Raw genomic sequence first — 20,091 nt, forward strand, 5'->3', positions numbered from 1 at the left:
AAATCCTGGTATGTAACATTTGTAGGAAAGTAGAAAAGAAGTGATATGATCATCTAAAAAAAAAGCAAAGATGTTTCGTATTAGTTCAAAATTATTGCCATATTTCAAAGGATTTAGCTTTTCAGCAGAGATAATAATGTTATCTGTATATATGAAATGTAGATTCTCTTTGAGCTATCGAGATTTGGAAGAAATGCTGAGTATAAGGGGAGCAAAAATTGATCATGCTACGTTACAAAGGTGGGTTATCACCACTGATAGATGAAGCGGTAAGGAAAAGGAAGAAGCAGGTTGGCAGTAGCTGGAGAGACCTACGTTAAATTAAACGGCAAATGGGTTTATCTATACAGAGCACTATTGGTAATACTGTAGACTTTCTGTTGTGTGCTCGTAGAGACAAGTCTGCGGCACTTGCGTTCTTTCGTAAAGCCTTTAGAGAGAATAACCTTCCTGGGAAAGTAGTAATTGATAAAAGCGGCAGTAATACTGCTGCTCTTGATGATTTGAATACAGAAATTTCTGAAGATTGTAGAATCATGGTTTTTCAAATAAAATATCTAAATAATATTGTCGAACAAGATCATAGATTTATCAAAAAACGAATAAAGCCAATGCTTGGTTTTAAGAGCTTCCACTCCGCAAAGATTACCATTACCGGCATAGAAAATATTCGTATGATTCAAAAAAGACAAATTATCGGGGCTAATGATAATGTTTCTACTTTTGAGAATTTTGCTATGCTAATTGCTCTATAACTCCCATAATCCCAGTTTAACGATCTTCTTGTACCACAATTTATAGATGCGACAGAACCTCTCAAATACCTCTTCAGGAAAATCTTCAAATTCACAAGATGAATTGCCTTCAAGGTCGTTACTACCAAATAAATTATATTGTACTACCTGCTTAAAACTAAACATACCTATACCCCCTACTAAAATAAACAAGTAATATATTGTATGCGCTATATATCATAAATACAATCAATTTGAATATAATCTATTTACTAATTCGTATTGTGAATTTTTATAGAGTAGGTTTAGGTGTAAAATATTATAATACCATTAAAGCAGGTGAATAAAGCATAGTCTTTTTGAAAGGATAAATTTAATGAAAAGACCATACTAATTAGTGTTATAAGGAATTGAATTATTTACTTTCTCCAAAAAACATAAAAAGATCGTATATTTGTGAGAACAATTTAAGCAAAAGCTGCGTTATGAAAATAGAAGCTTGAAATTTTTGCAACAAAGCCAAGTAAATTGGTTCGCATGTAAATATGGCTGAAGTAGGCTAATATAGCTGCTTTTACTATATAATAAATTGATATAAAGAAAAGTTCGCACGGATCTAGCGGTAGTCCAACGCATCCCAAAACAAACTCTTCTCTCACTAGCTAGTTTTGGGTTCTGGAAATGACTATACTATTTAATTTATTAATAGTATATAATATTAAGTTAATGTAATTTATTGTCCCAAATTTGGGAGAAAAACCCTGGACTTGAAGTCCATCCTTTTAAGAATATAATTTTAAGGTGAAAAATCTGAAAGAATGTGGAATATTATAGAAAAAGCAGTCACTCTGTATATATATCACATAGTGTGGATAACAAAATATCGATATCCAGTACTAGTTGGAGATATTGGAAAGAAAGCTAAAGAAGTTGTACAAGAAGTATGTGCAAATAATCAAGTAGAAATTATCAGAGGTAGAGTTGCGTCAAGTCATGTACACGTATACGTTTCTGTACCCCCATACTTAAGTATTAGTAAGTTAATGCAGTTAATAAAAGGAAAAAGTTCCAGAAAAATCCAGCAAAACTTTCCAGAGCTAAAAAAGAGATACTGGGTTGTGGGCAGTAGGCTAGTTTGTCAGGACTAGCGGAAATGTAACTGACGAAATGATAAAAAATTATATTGAAAATCACTCTAAAAAAGAAGATAAATTTGGTGACTTTCAAGTCGAAAGTTAGCATTCTATGCTCTCTCTCAATCTTTGGATTTTAATCCATAGTGGTTGAATAGCTTTCTCTTCAGCTAAAGTTAGCATTTTTCCTTCTATTTTTTTTACTTCATCTTGAGCTGCTTTTCTAGCTTCTAGTTTTAAATCGTTACCCATTTTAGATATTACTTGATTCGCAGCTTCTTTTGCTGTTTTGCTTATACCAAGAATTTTATCAAACATTCCTGCACGATACACTTGAGAGCCGAAGTTTGATTCGTCAGCCAAATTTTTGTAATTGTATTCTTTCATAATGTACTCCTTAATTTAAAAACTATACTAACATTAATATACAAGTACAAAAATTATATTAATATTAGTATTGCTTTTCAGGGCAGTAGTATAAATTTATAGTACCTTTTGAAAAAATTCATGACTTGACGGCAAAGAGCATTATATTGGTATCATGACTGACTTGGAAAAGATGAGAGAAAAACTGCAAAATCAAATTAATTATCATAATATCTTATATTATCAAAAAAGTAAGCCAGAGATAAGTGATGCTGAATATGATGAACTGAAAAAAAAGTTAGCTGCAATAGAGCCAGAAGCTTATGCAACACAAGATAGTGTTGGTGCTCCGCCTGATGAGAGATTTTCTAAGGTGGAACATCAAGAACCTATGCTTTCTCTTGAGAATGCTTATGATGAACAAGGTGTAGAAAAATTTTTGTCTAAAATAAAGAGATTTTTAATTGCAGATGAAATAGAGATATTATGTGAGCCAAAAATTGATGGATTGTCATTTTCTGCAATTTATGAAGATGGGAAATTTGTTAAAGCTGCAACTCGAGGTGACGGTTTTGTAGGAGAGGATGTAACTCACAATGTTGCAACAATAAAAGGCTTTCCTAAGTTTTTACAAGATGTGCAAGGAAGACTAGAAGTAAGGGGTGAAATATATATCAGTAACAGCGACTTTTTAAAGTTAAATGAAAATAATGAATTCGCTAATCCTCGAAATGCAGCTGCTGGTTCTTTAAAGCAATTGAATGCGAACATTACAGCAAAAAGGCCTCTTAGATATTTTGCTTATTCTTTAATTGGTGGAATAGAGAAAAGTCAAAGTGAAGTACTAGAAAAACTTGAGAAACTTGGTTTTTGCGTAAATGAGCATCGTTCCTTAACAAGTAGTTTGAATGGAATGCTAAAGTTCTATAACGAGATCTATGATTGTCGTTATAACTTGGATTATGATATCGATGGGATAGTCTATAAAGTGAATGATTTGGTGCTACAAAGTCGTCTGGGAAGTACACACAAAGCGCCACGCTCAGCGCTTGCATATAAGTTTTCTGCGATTTATGCGAAGACAAAGTTAAATAAAATATTTATACAGGTGGGTAGAACGGGGGTTTTAACTCCAGTTGCAGATTTGGTACCAGTTAATATTGGCGGAGTGCTAGTTAGCAGAGCAAGTCTACATAACCAAGATGAGATAAAACGTAAAGATATAAGAGAAGGAGATGTTGTAACAATTAAAAGAGCTGGAGATGTAATTCCTCAAATTGTCAAAGTAGATGAAGGTTCTCGTCATACAAATATGCCTGAATTTGTTTTTCCTGACATATGTCCTGAATGTGGTAGTAAAGTGCAGATTGAAGGAGTGGCAGTAAGATGTCCTGAAGAATTTAATTGCAAGGCTCAAATAGTAGAAAAACTAAAACATTTTGTGTCAAAAGATGCATTTGACATTGTTGGCCTTGGTGAAAAACAAATAAAGTTTTTTTATGATCTGGAACTAATAAGACAAATTCCAGACATTTTTATTTTAGAGGAAAGATTAAAAGAGTTTTCCTTAAAAGAGCATCATGGTTGGGGCGAGAAGTCAATAGCTAATCTATTAAGTGCTATACAAAGCAGAAGAGTAATCTCTCTAGATAGGTTCATATTTTCTTTGGGTATCAGATTTATCGGCCAAGTTGTAGCAGAATTGCTCGCAAATTATTATGTATCTTATGATAACTGGTATAATTCGATGTCATCAAATGATGTTGAGTTGGTAGGTATAGATGGTATAGGAGAAAAAGTAGCTGAATCTTTAAAATCGTTTTTTTCTCAGGAACGTAACATTAAAATGTTAAATGATCTTACTGCATATCTGCAAATTCTTCCTGTGAGCTCCAACTCTAGCGATTCTTTTTTGAATAACAAAATTATAGTGTTTACTGGTAAGCTACGTGCTATGAGTAGAGGGGAGGCAAAAGTAAGAGCTAAAGTTTTAGGGGCAAAGATCAGTTCAAGCCTTTCTACTAAAACTGACTATTTAATTGCAGGAGAAGATCCAGGTTCAAAATATAAAAAAGCAATGGAATTGGGTGTGGAAATTTTAGATGAAGAACAGTGGAACAGATTGTGCTAAACACAACTTAATCTGACGGGAATGAATTAACTGATAGAAGAATTGAAAACTAATATCAGACTCTTATTTAATACAATTGAACACTCCTTGCTCTTTATAAACAGTTATGCAACAAAGCAAGTTAAATAGCTAAGCACCCCTCTAATATATGATTTCTCTTTAACTTTTTCTAAATATGGACTAGGTAATTCTTCCTTATCTACAGATTCGAAATCATCTTTCTCAAGAAACAACTCATGTATTATTTGTGCTAGTATCATAAAGTCTTTCTTTTTAGGGGACCGAACAAAGCCTGGATATTGCTCATCATGTGCAGTTTTTTCATAAACAGATTGAATGAAAGTAGATATTCTTTTTTCTAATTTTCTCAAATTTTCTACCAATTGCTTTTCCCCTGGTAAAGGTATTTGAAGCTTTTTTTGCTTTAACACCTCCTTTTCTGATATGTGACCAGAATCGTTAATAAACTTACGTGTTATTTGCTCTAACCTTTCCAAGTCTATTTCTGTATTATAATAAGAAAGAGCTGGATAATTTTCATCTTGGCACAGCTTATTCTGATAATCAGAAGCTTCAATAAACTTATTTACTATTTCTTTTAATTTTTGTAAATCATTTAGCTCTTGATTGGAATATTGAATAATTCTTTCTTCTGGATAATGCTTGTTCAGCTTTGCAAGATATTTTTTCAGCTCCACCCACCACTTATATTTAGCAGATTTTTCTTGTTTTTCTATTTTATTGTCCCAAATTTGGGAGAAAAACCCTGGACTTGAAGTCCATCCTTTTAAGAATATAATTTTAAGGTGAAAAATCTGAAAGAATGTGGAATATTATAGAAAAAGCAGTCACTCTGTATATATATCACATAGTGTGGATAACAAAATATCGATATCCAGTACTAGTTGGAGATATTGGAAAGAAAGCTAAAGAAGTTGTACAAGAAGTATGTGCAAATAATCAAGTAGAAATTATCAGAGGTAGAGTTGCGTCAAGTCATGTACACGTATACGTTTCTGTACCCCCATACTTAAGTATTAGTAAGTTAGTGCAGTTAATAAAAGGAAAAAGTTCCAGAAAAATCCAGCAAAACTTTCCAGAGCTAAAAAAGAGATACTGGGTTGTGGGCAGTAGGCTACTTTGTCAGGACTAGCGGAAATGTAACTGACGAAATGATAAAAAATTATATTGAAAATCACTCTAAAAAAGAAGATAAATTTGGTGACTTTCAAGTCGAAAGTTAGCATTCTATGCTCTCTCTCAATCTTTGGATTTTAATCCATAGTGGTTGAATAAAATAATATAGCTTAATTATTAACTATATCTATGAGAAAATCAAGAATTATGTATTTTTTTATATTTTATATAGGATTATTAATATTCACTTTAGTTTCAGAAACATACTGCAAATTAGAATCATAAAAATCTTTAATGTTCATTTTTCCAAAAACGCAAAAAAAGTACCTACCTTTATGAAAACAAGCCTATAAAAATATGGTTGTAAAAATGGAAGCCTAAAATCATTGCAACAAAGTTAGGCAAATTGGTTCATATGTAAATTTAGTGAAAGTAAACCAATATAGCTGATTTCATGGTATAGCAAAATCACTATATTGAAAAGTTTATATGGTACACCAATTGATTCTAAAAAAAATGTTTTCACACTAACTGGTTTTGGGTGCTGGAAGTGACCAAATTACTTAAGTTGTTTAATACTGAATGAGTATAAATTTATTTTCTTCTACTAATCGTACATGGCCCAGAGTGGACAAATGGGAAGATTATACTACTAAAGATCTATAATATTAGAGCTCTGCCTAAAAAGTAAATTCATTAACTTTTATTCCACAACTTTGCAGTATTACTTATTTAATGATGAGATAAGAATTACGTATTAATAAATAATATAGGTTAATATAATAATAGAAATATTGACATATTAATAATATTATTATACTCTTAATATAATTAAGTAATTAAGAGAAGTTATGAGTATTGTATTGTTTTATGAGAAGTTTAATGATGAGGCTTTAGATAATGGTAAAACTCCTTTAAGGGGAAAGTTTAATGAAATAATTAAAGATTTAGAGGAAAATAACAGTACAAGCCAAGGGAATATAAAGTTAATAAAAGGTGATGGGAATATTGAATATTTTCGAGCTAAATTAAGTGATAGTGACAGATTACTCTTTACAGGTATAAAGATTGATAACAAAGATGCTTTTGTTATTTTAGAAGTAATTCTGAATCATGATTATCATAAGTCTAAATTTTTAACAAATAGAGAAAAAATAAAAAACATAGAAATAGTAGATAAAAACAATGAAGAAATTTCTGATAATGTAAGTACATTGGAGATTGAAGATGCTCCACAAGTTAGTTATCTCGGTAAATTTATTACTTTTAGTGCAAAGCAAGAAGATATAGTTGAAAGGGTTAAATTACCTTTAGTTATCAATGGAGCTGCTGGAAGTGGAAAGACATCAGTGGCTTTAGAGAGCCTAAAAAGGATAAAAGAGAAGTTTGAGGGAGGAAAAATTCTATATATTACCAAATCCGAAAATCTTGTAAAAGAATCGAAAAAGTTACTTGAATACGAATACTACGATGATGAGTTCAAGATTGCTGCTCCAGAAGAAATTGATTTCTTATCTCTTCATGAGTTTCTTGAAAAGCAAGCAGAAGATATAAAAAGAAAGAAGCCAATCAATAGAAGTAAGTTTTTTTTATGGTTCAACGAAATATGCAAAAAAGATAAATTTAAAAAGTATAAAAAAGACGGAGATAAAATATTCGAAGAATTTACAGCTGTGATAGGTGGAAGAAGCTTATTAGGAGAAGATGGAAAAGATAGGTATGCTAAATTAGGAGACAGACAATCTATGTTTTCTGTAGACGAAAGGAACAGTGTTTATGATTTTTTTAAAGAGTACAGGAAGTTTATAGAAAAAGATTCAGAGTATTATGATCCTAATCTTGTTACTAATAAGTGCATTACAGAAGGAATGTATGATGCGATTGTTGTAGATGAAGTTCAGGATTTAACTGAGAGCACATTAGATCTGGTGTTAAAGAGTTTAAAAGATGAGAATAAGAGTAACTTTTTACTATGTGGTGATGTTAATCAAGTAATACATCCTAGTTTTTTCTCTTTATCCAAGTTAAAATCTTTTCTTTGTCAAAATAGATATATAGTTGACCAAGGGTCAGAAGTTTTTTATACCCTTGAGAAAAATTATCGTAATAGCGAGCAAGTTATTGAATTTGCCAATCGTATACTACATCTTAAGAATTATTGTTTTGCTTCAGAAGATAAAATAACAGTAGACAACGCTTTTCTCATGAAGAGTGAGACTAAGAACAAAGGGAACGTTGGCTTTATTATTGATGATAAAAAAGAAGAAATAGCAAAAAAAGTAAATGAATCTATAAATTGTGCTGTTTTAGCTCTGGATGATGAAAGTAAAAAAAGTGCACGTCAGTTATTTGATACTCCACTTGTGTTTAATATACATGAAGCCAAAGGCTTGGAATTTAAAAATGTGATTCTTTACAAGTTTACATCATGTAAAGCTTATAATGAAATATGGAATATAGCATGTCCAAATAAAAGTGAGGGGGAGATAGATAATACTATTAATAGAATTCGTGATTCATATAACGAAAGGGAAGTTAACACTTCAAGAAATAAGGATAAGAAAGATAAGTCTTTGGAGAAATATAAATTTTATATGAACGCTCTGTATGTTGGAGTTACTCGTGCTGTTGATAGTGTATATATTATAGATGATGAGAGTAATTTATTGAAAATAATAGAGCCAAGGGAAGAAGGTAATGTAAATATTGAGCAAGAAGAATCTAGTCCTGAAGAATGGAGAAATAAGGCACTAGAGTTAATAGAGAAAGGAAACATAGAGCAACAAGCAGAACTTATAGCAAGAAAATTGCAAAACGAAGGAAAAAAAGAGTATGCTGAAGAGATTATGAATGTATTGAGAGCTAAGGGGTATCATGAAGAGAATCAGATCTTAGATAAGAACAAGTATACAAATTCAGTGTTAGAGAGTGATATAAGTTCTAGGTCTTCACAAAGCTCAGAACATGAAGGAAAAGATGATGATATTATCAAGCTTCAGAATGAAAATAATCAAAATAAAAAGAAGAAAGCTAAAAAATATCATCAAGTTCAAGGGGTAAAACCACAGCTTTCTTTAGAAGATAGTACTAATAGAAAACACAATAGCAAAAAGCCTCATAATGAAAAGCGTGAACAGAACCAAGGTAATGATCAGGAGAAGGAACCATTAAAGAAAAATAAGGAGTTACTGAATGTAATATGTAAAGATAATATAACACAATTTAAAAGAATGGATATATCCCAATATAGTGAAGAAGAAATATTCATTTTAGCTTTAGAAAAAAATAGTTTTAAAATAATTGAGTTATTAATCAAAAATAAAGATGCTTCGAAAAACTCTAACTTTTTGGCTGGAAAGGAAAATATTATTTTCTTACAAGCAGTAGAAAAAGGTTGTACAAGTCTAGTAAAATTTCTTCTAAAGCATGGAGCTGATGTTAATACTCGGAATGATATGGAGTATACTCCTTTACATTTGGCGGTGCGAGAAAATCATCAAACTATAATTACAATTCTTCTAGATTTCGATAAAACTGATGTTAACGCTAAGGATCTGGCAAAGATGACTCCTTTATATTTGGCAGCAGCAAATGGTCGAGCTGAGATAGTAAAAGATCTTCTAGAGTCCAAGAAAGCTGATGTCAACGCTAAGTGCATGCACAATATGACTTCTTTACATATTGCATCGTATAGAGGTAAGAGGAATGTAGTTAAACTGCTTCTGAATCATGGAGCTGATGTTAATGCTATGACTCAAAAAGGTCTTACTTCTTTACATTCTGCAGCAGAAAAGGGTCACACAGATATAGTTGATCTTCTGCTTGCTGACCCAAATATTAATGTTGGTTCTATAAAAGCTGCATCTATTAACAAGGAAAATAAAGAAGGCAAAGAAAAATTTTCTCAAAAATTGCGACAGGATTATAATTTGTTTCAAAAGGTAAAAGAAGCATCAAATGAAAAGGATAAGGGTAAGCTAGATGAATTGCTTGTAGAGATAGAAGAATTACTGGAATCAAAAAATAAACATGGTTTCAAACCAAGCTTAAACTACTCTCCAGATGGTAATAATGAAAATACGACTATTGAAATTGCTATTCAAGCTGGTGGAAAGTTATTAGATCTTTTATATGCTTATGCTAAGAAGAATATAGGTACAGACACTGAAATATTTAAACGACTCAAACATGCTAAAGAAAACTCTCAGTCTAAGAGAGATCTTTGTGATGTTTCTGTTTTAAAACATTCTACTCCAGATCAAGGCTTTTTGTTTAGTAATGGTTAATGCTTCCTTCTATAATGCAAAACCCATACTCACCCAACCCAATCAATTACTTGCAATCTGGATTCCAGTTTTAAGCTACTCGGATGACAGAGAAAGGGCTACTTGCATGAAATGAAAAGGAGCACCGAGCAGATCACTTCTTCACAAAGATCTTATCAGCAACACGCATATCAATTATGCTCCAATTGCTAAAAGTAAAGTCGGTTGTATTTTGCAAGTGGCTTAAATAATCCCATGCGCTATAAGGATTATCTTCAGGCAATTTTACTGTGGAACTGTCATCGAGTATGATATTCCATCTTCTATTTCCTACATAAATACAAGAAGAAATATGATCACTTAATTGAGTTTTTCTCTCTAGTATATCTTTAATGAATTTTAGATTTGATAACGAATTTTGTCCTTTGATTATAACGAGGTTATCTATCTGGTAATCATCTACGATTACTTTACCTTCAGAGTCAATTACTGAAGTCCTGTTATCATCTTTCCAAAGAGCAAAAGGTTTGTGTTCATTTACATCAATGCGTAAGGTGTTGGGTAAAATCCTATAAATTCTTACATGTTTTATCCATTCGCTTACAGATTGTATATTATCTGTTAGTTTTGAGAGTGATACATACATGATAGGTTGTGTTCTATCTACTAAACTTAGAATGTCCTGTTCATTTGTAAATTTGTTTCCAGTAACGGTTACTTTGTCGATTGAAAATCCATTGCTAATTAATAAGCTCGATAAGCGATCGTTACACCAAGTAAAGTAGTAATTGAATCGATTTGTTATTTTATCAAGTGAACTATAAAGTACTAGTGTAAGGAAAAGTGCAGTTATAATCATGAAAGCACACTTGCGCAAAAAACTCCTTTGGCTTCTAGTAACATTGTTCAACATCGGCTTGATCTCTAATATTCTTGTGGTGTAAACTGTCTTTGACAATAATTTTAATTAATTCATTAAAATCAATTCCTTTTGTCAATTTTGCAATTTCTGGTACTAACGATAATTCAGTAAAGCCAGGATGTGTATTAATCTCAAGCATTTTTAAAGTGTTATTTTGGGGATTATAACGGAAGTCTGAGCGGGAAACAGTTTTGCATCCTAAAAATTGATGAACTTTTAGTGCGTGTTCCAAGGTCATTCTATATATGTTGTCAGGAATTTTAGCAGGAAATATATGTTCTGCAAATCCATCTGTATACTTTGCTTCATAATCATAGAATTTATTTTTTGGTCGTATTTCCATAGTGCCAATTGCTTCATTCAGCAACACAGCAGTATGTAACTCTATACCCGGTATGTATTCTTCTATGATCATCTTTTCCATTATAGTAGAACTGTTATTTTTCAGCTCTAAGTAATCCTCATGTGAGAAAATCATGTGTACTCCAATGCTTGAGCCTTCGTTAATCGGTTTTAAGACGTACGGATAATCAACTTTAATATTATTTTTTAGCACATCTTCTCGACTAATTACATAACCTCTTGGAGTGTCGATATTAAGAGAATGGAATATATGCTTTGACATCACTTTATTCATAGCAACAGCCGAAGCCATAACTTCTGAGTGTGTATATTTTATACCTAAAATCTCCAGTAAACCTTGAATACAGCCATCTTCACCATAAGGTCCATGTAGAGCAATAAAAGCAAGAGCGGGATTAGTTTTTTTAAGCTTTTGAGCAATATTGCTATCAACATCTATTTCTATTGCATTATATGAAAGGCTATCAAGCGCCTTCTTTACTGCTTTTCCGCTCATAAGCGATATTTCTCTTTCGCAAGAAAATCCACCACTTAAAATTGCTATATTTGGAACCATAAGCACCCTAATATTTTGCTATATATCATATATAAAAGATACTTTTATCTTCAATAGAAAAAACGCTTTGAAAAATTCCACAGCTGTACAGATATTGAAACTTGCAGATGGTGTCATGCAAACTGGTTCCTTTATGATCAGACACCAGATTGCAAGTAAAACTGGAAGATCTTTTTCAGTAATATTCTTTAAAAATTTAATTTTGTAATCCACTTGATTTCCACTTTACATCTTTGTAATCAACTGTTTCTACACCTTCAATGTCATATTGATCAGCAACTACAGATAGTTCCATTTCATGATCTATTAAATAGTCTTTCTGCTAATTCTTGAGTGGGCTGCTTAGTAAACTCAACTAGCTTAGCAAAATGCTGTAAGGTTTTTTTACTGAAAGATACATTAGCGTTTGCCGTAAGTTTTACCAAAGTTCATGAGTAATTGTACAATATTTTCCTGAAATTTTCAATAAAGTAAACTTATCTGGAAAGTAATTATGCTGATATAAATATTACAATTTTATTAACACATAAATGCTACCGTGGCGTTAGTTTTTTAATTTAGGAGTATATTATGGTTATACCTACACAAAACTCGAATTCATTAACGTTTCAGGCACGTAACCTATCTCATATTTGCCACAAAAACTGTGAAGAGGCGTTCAATGAAACAGACAAACCTCTATGCAAGGCTAGATGTGACGTTTTCTTTCCAGTGCCTGAACCTCGTTCACAAATTAGTGAGAAATTAATAGATATTGCAAACAATCTCCGTTTTGAGAGTGCACAATTATCGTCTATGGCAGATGAAATAGACGCTTACAATTCAATGTCTATTTAATCAAAAAAATGTAAGTCTATTTTTGTACTCTATGACCCTAAATTTTCATCAAAATAAGCTGTCTTATCCTTTTTTTCTTTATACTCTTCTGCTGTATCTAGGGATTGCTTTTTAGCTGTAATGTTTGGCCATTTTTGCGAATATTCTACGTTTATATTGTAAAATGATTTAAAGATTTTTTGTTCATTATTCAGTAAGCCTTCATCTAGCTCTAGAATATCTCTTATGGAATCATCAGTTACAATTGCATCTACTGGACATTCAGGTATACACACTCCACAATCAATACACTCATCTGGGTTAATCACGAGCATATTTTCACCTTCATAAAAGCAGTCAACTGGACATACTTCCACACAGTCTGTATATTTACATTTTATGCATTTATCTGTAACAAAATGCGTCATAAAACACTGTATATTTACATTATCTTGGGTACACTAAATTGATAAGAAATTCAAGCCTTTTATGAAGATAAATAAATTAAATAACGAAGAATTAGAAATATGGCTAAGCTTGGCTAGAACTGTGGGACCAGTAAAGTTCTTTAGTATACTTAGAGCATGTGGGTCGCTATATGAAGTGCTTAAATATCTTAATAAGTTGACTAACAAGGATTATGGAATTCAAAATGCACGAGAAGAAATTAAGAATGCAGAAAAAATTGGAGCTAAAATAACACCAGCATGTGATCCAGATTACCCTGACATTTTAAGGAATATCTCTGGTTTTCCTCCTGTAATAACTACACTTGGTGATGTATCATTATTAAGTCGTGAGATAATTGCAATAATCGGTGGACGTAATTCTTCAATGAATGGAAGAAATTTTGCCAATAAGTTGGCACTCGATTTAAGCCAAGCTGGTTTCATCATAATTTCTGGGCTTGCAAGAGGGATTGATACTGCAGCAAACAGTGTAATATACAAAAATTACCCCACTATTGCTGTTACAGCAAGCGGAATTGACGTAGTATACCCAAGAGAAAATTTTGATCTATACAAAAAAATTACTGAAAATGGCGGATTAGTAATGACTGAGCTTCCATTTGCTACTAAACCAAAACCTCAGTATTTTCCTCAAAGGAATCGAATTATATCTGGTCTATCGCTGGGTGTTGTAGTGATTGAAGCATCGAAACGTTCTGGCTCTCTAATAACAGCAGATTTTGCTTTAAATCAAGGGAGAGAGGTATTTGCAGTTTCTGGTTTCCCTCTAGATTCACGCTGTAGTGGTAGTAATTATTTAATTAAAAACGGTGCTAAGCTTATCGAATCCGCTGATGACATAATAGAGAGTATTAGGTTTAGTTTACCTCCGCAGCAAAAAAACCTATTTAATGTTGAGCACTATGCTGTTAACCAAAAACAAGAAAAATTGCAACAGGCAAAATATGTTATAGTTGATCATATTAACTCTGTACCTGTTGATATAGATGAACTTATATTAGCAAGCGGACTTTCTGCCAACATAGCTCTAATGGCTCTTTTAGAACTAGAGTTGGAAAACAAAATAGAGCGTTCTCCGGGGAATAAAATATCATTAATTTTCTAGATTGCTTTAGTTATAAGTCCACAACCGTACAAACATTATGGTTTGAGTCCACCAAGAAAGATGTCATTCCAGCGTGTGACGCTGGCTTTCCGTAATCTCACTAAAAACGTTGTATTTTTACATAACTTTTATACTTACTAACTTAATATATAATCAGAATTCCTAGATTCCAGACTCATGCATCAATAGACCTGCTGCAAAAGGTAATGATAAAATGATGGGAGAGAGGTAGAAGAGGAATAAGCAGATAGAGTAAGGTAAAAAAATGAGCTTTAGTTACTACAATATAAAGAAACACCCAAGAAATTTTCGTAATATAACAGGCTTAACTGTAGAAGAATTTGAAAAGTTGATAGAAAAAGTGGGGAACGTTCAAAAAAGTGTGTCAAGCCGAAAAGAAAAGTAATAAATTGATATAAAAAATGAAGGTTTGAAATGAGTCAAGCAAATAGAACTACCGGATTAGTAGACTATAAAGAACTAGAATCAAATATTTTATCATCTATAGCTAACCCAAGAAAGGTTTAGCTATATGGCAAAATTGGTTATAATGGTATAATAAGTAATGAGAAAGAAGAAGATGCCAAGTCCATATAGTGAGGATCTGAAAGAACGTGTTTTCAAAGTAGTCGATAAAAAAACAATGACGATAAAAAAATCAGTCAAATATTCAAAGTGAGCATAAAAACAATATATTTGTGGAGGAAAAGGAAAGAAGAAACAGAAACCATCTTCAGGCTATCACAAAGGATATGGCCATAAGATTAAAGATATGGATAGATTTATCAAATTTCTGGATGGATATTAGAATTGAAAAGATAATTGAAGAATTTGGTAATATGTGTAGAAGCACAGTATATAACTACCTTAGCAAAGTAAACTATACATATAAAAAAACTTTTCTTTATCGAGAAAGAGAAACGCAAAGAGTTCATAAAAAAAGTAGAAGAAAGAAAACTTGATATACATAGATGAGTCTGGAATAGAGGACAATGAATTTTATGAATATGGGTAGTCTCAAAGAGTCAAGAGGTTATTTGCCCAGGGTTTAAAAGAAAGAGGGTAAGCATGATTGGAGCACTGAATGAAGGAAAAGTTAAAGCACCATGGATAATTGATGGCTACTGCAACAGCGAGATTTTTGATGCTTATGTAGATAAATGTACTTGTTCCTGTATTTAAACCTGGACAGACTATTGTTCTCGACAATGCGAGCTTTTATAAATCTGCAAGGACGAAAAATTTGATAGAAAAAGGGAATGTTCAAAAAAGTGTGTCAAACCGAATTTTTAGTTCAACTCAATTTTTAATCTACTAGGGAAAAAAATATAGAGTTGAGATATAGATAATGCCCAATCATGTACAGGCATCGTCCATTTTTCCTCCACCTTTCTTATAGCACAATATACCAGCTTGTACAAGGCATTTATGCTGGTGAATGCGCCCTTGTTCTTGGTAAATTTCCTAATTTGCCTGTGTAGCCCCTCGATGGGATTAGTGGTATAAATTAGCCTTCTAACAGGACCTGAATACTTGAAGTAACCGGATAAACTTTCCCAATTGTTCTGCCAAGATTTCACAACTAATGGATACTTTTCGCTCCATTTTTCCTCTAGCTCAAGCAAATAATTTTCTGCAATTTCTTTACTTGTAGCACGGTATATTTTTTTCAAATCATTCATGAAAACTTTTGCTCGATACGTATTTCAGAGAGTTCCTTATTTGATGCACTAGGTAATGTTCAAAAAAGTGTGTCAAATCGAAAAAAAGTAATAAATTGATATAAAAAAATGGAGGTTTGAAAATGAGTCAGAAAATAGTAAACAGAACTAACGGATTGGTAGATTATAAAGAGTTGGAAACAAATATCCTGTCGTCTATACGAGAAGGAAGACCGTTGACAGGAAAGGAGGGAGCATTAACGCCATTTATAAAAAGGCTGCTTGAAGCTAGTCTAGAGGGTGAAATAGAACATCATTTATCTGCTGGAAGTGAAGAAAACAATCGTAGAAACGGGAGGAATGGCAAGACTTTGAAGACAAGCGCAGGTTCATTTGAACTATTGACACCAAAAGACAGAGAAGGAAGTTTTGAACCACAAATAGTGAAAAAAAGGCAAACAAGCTTACATCCGGAACTTGAAGCAAAGGTTTTAAGCACATACGCTAGTGGCATGGGGTATAGGGCTTACTATTACCCACAAATATAAAGTTCAGTAGCAAGTCTCCATCCTTCTGCTAAATCAAAAAGACGTCTCCACCCTTTCCAAAGAGTAATGGGACCTGGTTCTGGATCATTTTTCCTGGCTAAATGACCTCCAAGTTGGGCGATCCATGAAACAGCTTCTTTTATAGTAGGGGTTATATTTGGGTATGACTTTACTTTATGTATTTTGACGTATAAAACTTTCCATTCTTCTTCAGCTAATAATGTAGTACATGGTAGTGTTGAATCAGTTCTTGCAATTGTTGTAATAAAGAAAATTCTCCAAGCAATAATACTCATGACTGTTAGATATCGCATTAATCTTTCTGCTGTTACCAGTCTACATTCTTCAACTTTAAGGCCAGATTTTAAAATTTTATGTAAGACTTCTATTTTCCACCTAAGACAATACCAATTAACTTTTTCAATAGCTTCATCAAAAGTATTAACTGAAAGATTCGTTAAAAGCATCCACTCTAGTGGTGTTGATTCAGGAGGAGGATTTTTCTCAATAACTTGAACTACATAGAGCGGTAGGTCAGGTAGCTCTTCTTTATGTCTTAATCTTATATTGCCTCTATCTGGGTTCATAGTAAATTTTCCAAATCTATAGCATTTCTCATAATAGTCCGAACAGGTCATAGGAAGGCAGAATCAACAGCACGACGAAAGGATTCGAATAGAGGAATGTTTTTCCTGGCTCTGTTTTTTATAGCAAACCAATAATGCTCAATTTTGTTGAAATCTGGAGAATATGGAGGAAGATATAAAATTTCTGCACCAACTCCTTTAGCAAATCTTATTAGACTTATGAAAAGTAGCATTATCAAGGATAACAGTTTGTCCAGGTTCCAAAATCGGTGTCAGAAACTGCTCAAACCATTTATTAAAGATATCCATATTGCAGTGGCCTTTAAAGGTTAACGGAGCAATTATTTTTCTTCCACTTAAGGCTGCAACCATGCTAATTCGTTGAGTTTTCTTTCCAGATTTTAGGGCATAAAACCGCTGTCCTTTCTGGCAATACCCATAGGTTCAGTGTTATCAATGCCAGACTCATCTATATACACTAATTCTTTAGGTTCTTTTGTTGCTATAACCTTTGAAAATTGAGCTCGCTTTTCTTCATTTCTTTCTTGATATCCGTAGGTCTTTTTTTTCTTGTGAATCCTATATTTTTAAGTGCTCGATGAATTGTTTGTCTACTAATATTGCCCCAGCATCTCTGACTGAGTTTTGCCACCTTGCTCATTTGCAAATTCGGCAAATGCATTCCAGTCGGTAATTTTATGCCACGCTTCCAAGCTTTTTTGATTGAAAATCTCCCGTTTTCTCACGTCTTTTCTTCCACTCATATAAAGTTGTTTTTCCAATCTTAAATCTCTTGGCAACAGTTTCTCCACTCTCTCCTTCATCCAATGCTTCCATTACCTTTTTCCTTAAGTCATAACTATATGCTGCTGGCATGCTTACCATCACTACTATAAATCCATATCTTACCTTTTTTGGACTATTATGAGAAGTGCTATAACTTACAAGATTATGAAAATAAAACACCATTACATTATGCTGAAAGACTTAAAACAATAGAGGTTTTACTAACGCGAGAAGATATAGATCCTTTGATTAGAGATGATAAAGGCAAAACACCATTTTGTTATGCAAGAGAAAGGAATAAACAAGATATAGTGGAAATTTTAATGAGTAGTAAATATGGAGAAGATAAAAACAGTTTACTTCATTTAGCTGCAAAAAAAGGATATGAGGAGTTCCTAGAAGAGATTTTAGAAGAGGGAGTTGAAGTAGATATTTTAAACAATAAAGGAGAATCAGCGATATATCTTGCAGCAATAAATAGACATTTTAATATAGTAAAATTACTGCTAAAGAAAAGAGCAGATGCTACAGATGTTTTTCAGTACGCAATAACAACAAATAACGTAAAACTGATAAAGTTATTAAGCAAAGAAAATATAGTTTTATTGTCCCAAATTTGGGAGAAAAACCCTGGACTTGAAGTCCATCCTTTTAAGAATATAATTTTAAGGTGAAAAATCTGAAAGAATGTGGAATATTATAGAAAAAGCAGTCACTCTGTATATATATCACATAGTGTGGATAACAAAATATCGATATCCAGTACTAGTTGGAGATATTGGAAAGAAAGCTAAAGAAGTTGTACAAGAAGTATGTGCAAATAATCAAGTAGAAATTATCAGAGGTAGAGTTGCGTCAAGTCATGTACACGTATACGTTTCTGTACCCCCATACTTAAGTATTAGTAAGTTAGTGCAGTTAATAAAAGGAAAAAGTTCCAGAAAAATCCAGCAAAACTTTCCAGAGCTAAAAAAGAGATACTGGGTTGTGGGCAGTAGGCTAGTTTGTCAGGACTAGCGGAAATGTAACTGACGAAATGATAAAAAATTATATTGAAAATCACTCTAAAAAAGAAGATAAATTTGGTGACTTTCAAGTCGAAAGTTAGCATTCTATGCTCTCTCTCAATCTTTGGATTTTAATCCATAGTGGTTGAATTGATATTCTAAAATACCAAAAGCAAAGTCCTTTCATACTTAGAAGTCCTTTTATTGAAAAAATGATAAGTATGAAAGATAAAAGAAATCTATTAGATGAAGTGTTAACGGAGTTCAACAACTTGATTAGCTCAGGTGAGTTGTATGAAAGCAATCATATAGGTTTTTATAAAAATCTTATACAATTATCTGTTGGGTATGCCTATCTTGGAAAAAAAGGGGCATCACAAGAACTTAAAAACATGCAAGAGTTACAGGAGAGAAGAATAGGGTTAAATCATCTTGGTACTACACAAAAAATGTCTACTGAAAGTGAAAGAAAAAAATGTTTAGAAAAGGAAATAGAGAAAAAATCATTTCTTCCACAATCCAAAGTAATTGATTTTGCTGTTGGTAATACTTTATATGAAGATAGTGTAAATCTATATTGTAGAAACAGTATAAGCTTTTTACACTATGTTGTCACTGCTAGCTCAGATATTATTGAATACCTTACAGATAAATGGGCTAATATGAATCTAAAATTCAGTAGTCTCTTAAATATTATTCCTAGCCTTTTAGAGCGAGGAGCTTGCATAAATCTACAAGATAAGCGTGGTAGGGGGGTTCTGCACTATGCTGTTATTGCTGGTCACCTAAATATTGTTAAATACTTTGTAGAAAAAGGAGCTAATGTAAATCTACAGGATAGAAATGGTGTTAGTCCTCTACAATACGCTGTTATCGCTGGTCGCTTAGATATTATTGAATACCTTTTAGAGCAAGGGGCTACTATGAATCTAGAATACAAAGATCTTTTGCGTTATTGTATTGCTATTCATGACCAAAATGTTAAAGCGCAATCAATTATGTCCTCAGGCCCTTGTTCTTCAGACTTAAAAGTGCAATCACATAGAAAACAACAGAAGACAACTATACATTTAGGTAAGTCTAAGAAAAGAAGATTAGAAAATACAAGTGCAATATCTAAGGAAAATACGCCGAATATACAACTGCTTCAAGATAACGTATCAGACACATCAATGCAATTTGAAGATCTTGATCATAGAATGCAAGGTGACATTTGTAATAAGTTAGAGGAAAAAGTTAATAGTCAATTGGAAAATAGTGACTCACAGCAGTTAGTTGACAATAGGTACTGGTGCATGCAATAAAATGAAGGAGCATAAGTGATAAGGTATCCGTACCTTCATTTAACAGAATGGCGCTAGATCAACACATTCCAAGAAAAACACTTCTCACGTCTCTTGATTTTGAGCGCTGGAAATGGTTATTTTATTGTCCCAAACTTGGGACAATAAAATAGCCTAAAGATACAATATCTATAAAAGTTACTTGTATTATCGATTTCATT

The 20,091-nt window shown here is 32.5% G+C and carries 13 protein-coding genes and 9 pseudogenes; 13 read left to right on the plus strand and 9 right to left on the minus strand.

Translation table 11 applies throughout. From position 1 onward, the window contains the following. Window positions 1-70: 70 nt before the first annotated feature. A pseudogene (locus tag AB3210_RS02985) lies at window positions 71-755 on the plus strand (IS6 family transposase). Here the strand turns inward: AB3210_RS02985 and AB3210_RS02990 are convergent. After that, on the minus strand, window positions 750-920 hold the full coding sequence (locus AB3210_RS02990; RefSeq protein ID WP_264953188.1) for a hypothetical protein: 171 nt from the start codon (window positions 918-920) through the stop codon (window positions 750-752). The pseudogene AB3210_RS02985 and the gene AB3210_RS02990 sit on opposite strands and share 6 nt — an antisense overlap. A gap of 634 nt (window positions 921-1,554) precedes the next feature. Between AB3210_RS02990 and tnpA (AB3210_RS02995) the strand changes: the two are divergent. Then, window positions 1,555-1,973: pseudogene (gene tnpA / locus AB3210_RS02995) on the plus strand (IS200/IS605 family transposase). On the opposite strand, the gene AB3210_RS03000 reads toward tnpA (AB3210_RS02995), so the two are convergent. Next, window positions 1,970-2,254, minus strand: coding sequence for a hypothetical protein (locus AB3210_RS03000; RefSeq protein ID WP_096097260.1), 285 nt, complete (start codon window positions 2,252-2,254; stop codon window positions 1,970-1,972). The pseudogene tnpA (AB3210_RS02995) and the gene AB3210_RS03000 overlap by 4 nt on opposite strands. A gap of 154 nt (window positions 2,255-2,408) precedes the next feature. Here AB3210_RS03000 and ligA point away from each other — a divergent pair, with 154 nt between their 5' ends. Next, the gene (gene ligA, locus AB3210_RS03005; protein WP_007301909.1) at window positions 2,409-4,364 is read left to right on the plus strand and encodes an NAD-dependent DNA ligase LigA; all 1,956 of its coding nucleotides are present in this window, start codon (window positions 2,409-2,411) and stop codon (window positions 4,362-4,364) included. A gap of 104 nt (window positions 4,365-4,468) precedes the next feature. Here ligA and AB3210_RS03010 read toward each other — a convergent pair whose 3' ends face one another. Next, the gene (locus AB3210_RS03010; protein ID WP_230609086.1) at window positions 4,469-5,062 is read right to left on the minus strand and encodes a hypothetical protein; all 594 of its coding nucleotides are present in this window, start codon (window positions 5,060-5,062) and stop codon (window positions 4,469-4,471) included. A gap of 127 nt (window positions 5,063-5,189) precedes the next feature. On the opposite strand from AB3210_RS03010, the pseudogene tnpA (AB3210_RS03015) reads away from it, so the two are divergent. Together tnpA (AB3210_RS03015) and AB3210_RS03020 are read left to right on the plus strand one after the other, a co-directional pair. Next, window positions 5,190-5,608: pseudogene (gene tnpA, locus AB3210_RS03015) on the plus strand (IS200/IS605 family transposase). A 744-nt stretch (window positions 5,609-6,352) separates the two neighbouring features. Continuing rightward, the gene (locus AB3210_RS03020) at window positions 6,353-9,787 is read left to right on the plus strand and encodes an ankyrin repeat domain-containing protein (RefSeq protein WP_230609088.1); all 3,435 of its coding nucleotides are present in this window, start codon (window positions 6,353-6,355) and stop codon (window positions 9,785-9,787) included. Window positions 9,788-9,920: 133 nt separating this feature from the next. Here AB3210_RS03020 and AB3210_RS03025 read toward each other — a convergent pair whose 3' ends face one another. Further along, window positions 9,921-10,679, minus strand: coding sequence for a cell division protein FtsQ/DivIB (locus tag AB3210_RS03025; RefSeq protein WP_096097266.1), 759 nt, complete (start codon window positions 10,677-10,679; stop codon window positions 9,921-9,923). Beyond that, window positions 10,660-11,613, minus strand: coding sequence for a D-alanine--D-alanine ligase (locus AB3210_RS03030; protein WP_052264848.1), 954 nt, complete (start codon window positions 11,611-11,613; stop codon window positions 10,660-10,662). The genes AB3210_RS03025 and AB3210_RS03030 overlap by 20 nt, the downstream gene beginning before the upstream one ends. Window positions 11,614-12,177: 564 nt before the next feature. Between AB3210_RS03030 and AB3210_RS03035 the strand changes: the two genes are divergently transcribed. Continuing rightward, the gene (locus tag AB3210_RS03035; RefSeq protein ID WP_007302779.1) at window positions 12,178-12,444 is read left to right on the plus strand and encodes a hypothetical protein; all 267 of its coding nucleotides are present in this window, start codon (window positions 12,178-12,180) and stop codon (window positions 12,442-12,444) included. Between the two features lie 29 nt (window positions 12,445-12,473). Here AB3210_RS03035 and AB3210_RS03040 read toward each other — a convergent pair whose 3' ends face one another. After that, window positions 12,474-12,851 carry a ferredoxin family protein gene (locus AB3210_RS03040; protein WP_052264847.1) on the minus strand — a complete coding sequence of 126 codons (378 nt, stop codon included), beginning with the start codon at window positions 12,849-12,851 and terminating at the stop codon, window positions 12,474-12,476. A gap of 61 nt (window positions 12,852-12,912) precedes the next feature. Between AB3210_RS03040 and dprA the strand changes: the two genes are divergently transcribed. The 3 genes from dprA to AB3210_RS03055 all read left to right on the plus strand — a co-directional run bounded on the left by dprA (window position 12,913) and on the right by AB3210_RS03055 (window position 14,960). Then, complete coding sequence (gene dprA, locus AB3210_RS03045) at window positions 12,913-13,998, plus strand: DNA-processing protein DprA (protein ID WP_007302781.1); 1,086 nt, start codon at window positions 12,913-12,915, stop codon at window positions 13,996-13,998. 265 nt (window positions 13,999-14,263) lie between these two features. Beyond that, complete coding sequence (locus AB3210_RS03050) at window positions 14,264-14,404, plus strand: hypothetical protein (RefSeq protein WP_019078789.1); 141 nt, start codon at window positions 14,264-14,266, stop codon at window positions 14,402-14,404. Between the two features lie 292 nt (window positions 14,405-14,696). Next, window positions 14,697-14,960, plus strand: a complete 264-nt coding sequence (locus AB3210_RS03055; RefSeq protein WP_052264846.1) for a hypothetical protein — start codon at window positions 14,697-14,699, stop codon at window positions 14,958-14,960. Window positions 14,961-15,287: 327 nt separating this feature from the next. Here the strand turns inward: AB3210_RS03055 and AB3210_RS03060 are convergent. Further along, window positions 15,288-15,732, minus strand: a pseudogene (locus AB3210_RS03060) (transposase); the annotation flags it as partial. A gap of 70 nt (window positions 15,733-15,802) precedes the next feature. Between AB3210_RS03060 and AB3210_RS03065 the strand changes: the two are divergent. Continuing rightward, a pseudogene (locus AB3210_RS03065) lies at window positions 15,803-16,183 on the plus strand (transposase); the annotation flags it as partial. Window positions 16,184-16,191: 8 nt separating this feature from the next. On the opposite strand, the pseudogene AB3210_RS03070 reads toward AB3210_RS03065, so the two are convergent. Then, a pseudogene (locus AB3210_RS03070) lies at window positions 16,192-16,812 on the minus strand (IS4 family transposase); the annotation flags it as partial. A 29-nt stretch (window positions 16,813-16,841) separates the two neighbouring features. Beyond that, a pseudogene (locus AB3210_RS03075) lies at window positions 16,842-17,670 on the minus strand (IS630 family transposase). A gap of 62 nt (window positions 17,671-17,732) precedes the next feature. On the opposite strand from AB3210_RS03075, the pseudogene AB3210_RS03080 reads away from it, so the two are divergent. The 3 genes and pseudogenes from AB3210_RS03080 to AB3210_RS03090 all read left to right on the plus strand — a co-directional run. Further along, a pseudogene (locus tag AB3210_RS03080) lies at window positions 17,733-18,188 on the plus strand (ankyrin repeat domain-containing protein); the annotation flags it as partial. Between the two features lie 81 nt (window positions 18,189-18,269). Further along, window positions 18,270-18,688 (plus strand): annotated as a pseudogene (gene tnpA / locus AB3210_RS03085) (IS200/IS605 family transposase). A 111-nt stretch (window positions 18,689-18,799) separates the two neighbouring features. Beyond that, window positions 18,800-19,891: an ankyrin repeat domain-containing protein gene (locus tag AB3210_RS03090; RefSeq protein WP_230609089.1), complete on the plus strand. Its 1,092-nt coding sequence runs from the start codon at window positions 18,800-18,802 to the stop codon at window positions 19,889-19,891. Window positions 19,892-20,091: the final 200 nt, after the last annotated feature.

This window comes from Wolbachia endosymbiont (group B) of Scrobipalpa ocellatella (genome assembly GCF_964188425.1).
Classification (GTDB): Bacteria; Pseudomonadota; Alphaproteobacteria; order Rickettsiales; family Anaplasmataceae; genus Wolbachia.

Bases quoted from the DNA above. Each gene is read 5' to 3' on its own strand.
- AB3210_RS02990 (WP_264953188.1), bottom strand. From the start codon at position 920: ATGTTTAGTTTTAAGCAGGTAGTACAATATAATTTATTTGGTAGTAAC.
- AB3210_RS03035 (WP_007302779.1), top strand. From the start codon at position 12,178: ATGGTTATACCTACACAAAACTCGAATTCATTAACGTTTCAGGCACGT.
- ligA (WP_007301909.1), top strand. From the start codon at position 2,409: ATGACTGACTTGGAAAAGATGAGAGAAAAACTGCAAAATCAAATTAAT.
- AB3210_RS03040 (WP_052264847.1), bottom strand. From the start codon at position 12,851: ATGACGCATTTTGTTACAGATAAATGCATAAAATGTAAATATACAGAC.
- AB3210_RS03090 (WP_230609089.1), top strand. From the start codon at position 18,800: ATGATAAGTATGAAAGATAAAAGAAATCTATTAGATGAAGTGTTAACG.
- dprA (WP_007302781.1), top strand. From the start codon at position 12,913: ATGAAGATAAATAAATTAAATAACGAAGAATTAGAAATATGGCTAAGC.
- AB3210_RS03025 (WP_096097266.1), bottom strand. From the start codon at position 10,679: ATGTTGAACAATGTTACTAGAAGCCAAAGGAGTTTTTTGCGCAAGTGT.
- AB3210_RS03000 (WP_096097260.1), bottom strand. From the start codon at position 2,254: ATGAAAGAATACAATTACAAAAATTTGGCTGACGAATCAAACTTCGGC.
- AB3210_RS03050 (WP_019078789.1), top strand. From the start codon at position 14,264: ATGAGCTTTAGTTACTACAATATAAAGAAACACCCAAGAAATTTTCGT.
- AB3210_RS03020 (WP_230609088.1), top strand. From the start codon at position 6,353: ATGAGTATTGTATTGTTTTATGAGAAGTTTAATGATGAGGCTTTAGAT.